We start from the raw sequence: 3,371 nt of genomic DNA on the forward strand, positions 1-3,371 counted from the left end.
ATTCGTGACCACGATGGCCGAAGCCGAGCACGCGACGCGCCACCGCAGGCTCGACGTTTTGCCGGTCGTCGATGACCACGGCGGCGCTCCGGGCGTCCTCGCGCTTGCCCGCTGAACCGCTTCACCGCGATGCTCGGCATCCCGGTGACCGTCTGACGGACAGCACCGGCGCAAGCCGACACCCGAACAGCGAAGAGGCCCGACCGGCAAGTGCGCCGGTCGGGCCTGGCAGGCCCCGGGGCGGAGCGCCCTGGTCAGAGGTTGGTGTCGGGGATCCAGGAGCCGTGGATGCCGGCGGTGACGCGGCGCGGGAGGTGGACGGTGGCGATCGTGTCGAGGCCGGCGGCGTCCAGGACCAGCAGCTGGGAGGCGTCCTGCTTGAGGTCGGAGATGACGGTGAGGAGGTAGCCGTCGTCCTCGCGGCTGGCGCCGGCGGCGGGGACGAACACCGCCTCGCTGGGCAGTCGGGCGTCGCCGGCCTGGTGGATGCGGCGCCCGCCGGTGGCGCGGTCGTACTTGACGACGCCGTAGCCGCCGAAGCCGTGCTGGTCAGGGAAGGAGACGGCGTACTGGTAGCGGTTCTCGACGCCGAGGAAGTCCTCATTGAGGGTGGGGAACTCGATGGCGAGGTCGTCGATGACCCGCTCGTCCACCCGTCCCGTCGTCAGGTCGACGGTCCAGCGGCGGTTGTAGGAGCGGGTGTTGGGTTCGCTGCCGCGGCCGGGGGCGCCGACCCACCAGTTCCAGGAGAGCTGGAAGCCCTCGCGGTCGACGGTGGGGCCCTCCAGCACGATGCGGCCGTGGGTGTCCTCGTAGGCGTTGGCGACGTGCAGCATGTTGCCGGGCTCGATCGGGAACCAGCGGATCGCGGCGGTGCCCTGCGCCCCGCGCGGCATGACGCCGATCCGGGCGGGCTGCTCGTCCTGCCAGGAGTAGGGGATACCGGAGTGCTCGGTGGGGTCGAAGGTGACGGTGCCCTCCACGAAGACCACATGGTTGCGGGTGAGGGCGAAGTCGTGCTTGAGCGCGGCGCCGGCGCCGGGGACCTCGGCGCTGTGGGTGATGTGCCCGTCCGCGTCGGCGACGTAGTACACCAGGTACGGAGGGAAGGGCGAGGAGCCGAAGAAGTGCAGCTCGCCGGTGACAGGGTCGCTCTTGGGGTGCGCGGTCATCGCGCTGTGCAGTTTGCCGTCGAAGTCGTAGGGGCCGACGGTCTCGAGGTCGGGGGTGAGTTGAAAGGGGAAGTTGGCCTCGCACAGGGCGAGCAGGCGGCCGGCGTGTTCGATGACGTGGGTGCCGGCGGTGGAGGCGGTCAGGTCCGGGCCGTGCTCGGTCATGTAGGGGGCGCCGTCCAGCGCGGGGGTCTGTATCCAGCGGTTGCGGTACCACTCGGCGCGGCCCTCGCGCAGCCGGATGCCGTGCACCATGCCGCTGCCCTTGAACCAGTGGGTGGGGGTGACGCCGGGCTTGGGGTTGTGGCTGTTGCGGATCAGGCGTCCGGTCAGTTCCGGCGGGAGGGTGCCGTCGACGGTCAGGTCGGTGGCGGTCAGTTCGTCGGCGACGGGCTCGTAGTGGCCGGTCAGGTAGGGCTTGGCGGTCATGTTCGCGGTCCTCGGGTCTCTTGGGTTCGGTGAGGGGCGGAGGGAGGGGAGGTCAGGAGGGCTTCTCGGCGCGGTTCTTGAGGCAGGTGAGCCAGTCCTCCAGGGAGGTGCGCAGGGCGGCGGCGAGCCGGTCGGTGGCGGCGTCGACGGGCGCGCCGCTCCAGGACTCCTCGGTGCGGACGGTGACCCGGTCGCCGACCTGCTCGAAGGTCCACACGTGGACGCCGTCGATGCCGCTCGCGGGGCCGCCCCAGACGATCCGGGCGCCGGGCACCAGTTCGCGGACGGTGGAGGTGATCTCAAGTCCGTGGGTGCGCCAGGTGAACGAGGCCCCCTCGGCGAGCGGGCCCTGCAGGCGGGCCTGGTCGATGTCGGGGTTCCAGACCGGCCAGTCGTCGATGCCGGTGTGCAGGGCCCAGACGCGCTCCAGCGGGGCGTTGATCTCCGTGGACAGGCGGACGATGACGGGCGCGGTCTCGTCGATGGTGAGCACGGCAGTTCCTTTCGATGCAGGATGGGGAGGGAGGGAAGGGGCGTCGGGTGGTCAGGGTCGGGCCGGGGAGGCGGGCTCCGGGGCGGGCGCGTGGTGCGGCCGGTCGGCTGCGGGCGTGCGGCGCACCAGCAGGACGGCGAGCAGCGCGGTGGCGGCCAGGACGGCGGAGCCCAGGGCGAAAGCGGTGCGGTAGCCGGCGGCCAGTGCCTCCAGGGGCGGTTGGTGGCGGGCTGCGCTGCTGGTGACGGATCCGGCGACGGTGGTCAGGACGGCGAGTCCGACGGCGCCGCCGACCTGCCGGGTGGTGTTGGCCAGGCCGCCCGCCAGGCCCGTGTCCGGTCCGGCGACGCCGGCCACGGACAGGCTGGTGAGCTGGACGAAGGCGACGCCCAGGCCGAGTCCGACCAGGACGCTCGGGCCGAGCACGTCGGCGGGGAAGGTGCCGTCCGTGCCGATGCGGGACAGCCACAGCATCCCGGCCGCCTCGGTCAGCAGTGCTGCGACCAGTGCGGTGCGGGCGCCGACCCGGCGGGCCAGGGTGGGGGCGAGGGTCGCGCCGAGCATGTTCGCGACAGCGAGGGGGAGTTGGCCCAGGCCGGTGGTCAGCGGGTCCTCGCCGAGGACCTGCTGCTGGTAGAGAGGCAGGAAGAAGAACAGGGCGATCCACACGGAGCCGAACAGTCCGGTCAGCAGGTTGCCGACCGTCACGTCGCGGGCGGCGAACAGCCGCGGCGGCACCAGTGGGGCGGCGCTGGTGCACTCGATCCGCCAGAACGTCACGGCGAGCACGGCGGCGGCGCCGAACGCGGCCGGCACCCAGGGGTCCGTCCAGCCCGAGCGGCGGGCCGTGGTCAGAGCCCACACCAGGGCGGTCAGGGCGAGGGCGCTGGTGGCTGTCCCGGCCCAGTCGAACCCGACGCGTTCCGCCGGGCCCGCCGCGGGGACGTACGCGGCCGTCGCCGCGAGCACCGCGCAGCTGCCGATCGCCACCGTGTGGAAGATCCACGGCCAGCCCCATGCCTGGGTCAGCAGCCCGCCGAGCAGCACTCCTGCCGCCCCGCCCGCACCGGAGACCGCGCCCCAGACCGCCAGCGCCCGGCCGCGGGCCTGACCCGGGGGGTGCAGGCCCACCGCGAGGGCGAGGGATGCCGGTGCGACGGCCGCCGCCCCGGCTCCCTGGACGGCCCGCGCGGCGATCAGGACGCCGGGCGAAGTCGCCAGCGCGGCGACGGCGGAGGCGGCCGCGAAGGCGGCGAGACCGGTGAGCAGAACGCGGC

The 3,371-nt window shown here is 73.4% G+C and carries 3 protein-coding genes; all 3 read right to left on the reverse strand.

Annotated elements, in window-relative coordinates; translation table 11 throughout:
• Positions 1-254: 254 nt before the first annotated feature.
• The gene (locus tag VR44_RS11345; protein ID WP_045947312.1) at positions 255-1,601 is read right to left on the reverse strand and encodes a carotenoid oxygenase family protein; all 1,347 of its coding nucleotides are present in this window, start codon (positions 1,599-1,601) and stop codon (positions 255-257) included.
• A 52-nt stretch (positions 1,602-1,653) separates the two neighbouring features.
• Positions 1,654-2,094: an SRPBCC family protein gene (locus VR44_RS11350; protein ID WP_052713554.1), complete on the reverse strand. Its 441-nt coding sequence runs from the start codon at positions 2,092-2,094 to the stop codon at positions 1,654-1,656.
• Positions 2,095-2,145: 51 nt separating this feature from the next.
• Positions 2,146-3,371: MFS transporter (locus VR44_RS11355; protein WP_045947313.1), on the reverse strand; the 1,226-nt coding region annotated here is incomplete at its 5' end.

The organism is Streptomyces katrae (genome assembly GCF_000966975.1).
Classification (GTDB): domain Bacteria; phylum Actinomycetota; class Actinomycetes; order Streptomycetales; family Streptomycetaceae; genus Streptomyces; species Streptomyces katrae.

What these genes read in the sequence shown, in the direction of transcription:
- VR44_RS11345 (WP_045947312.1), bottom strand. Translation starts at nt 1,601, where the DNA reads ATGACCGCCAAGCCCTACCTGACCGGCCACTACGAGCCCGTCGCCGAC.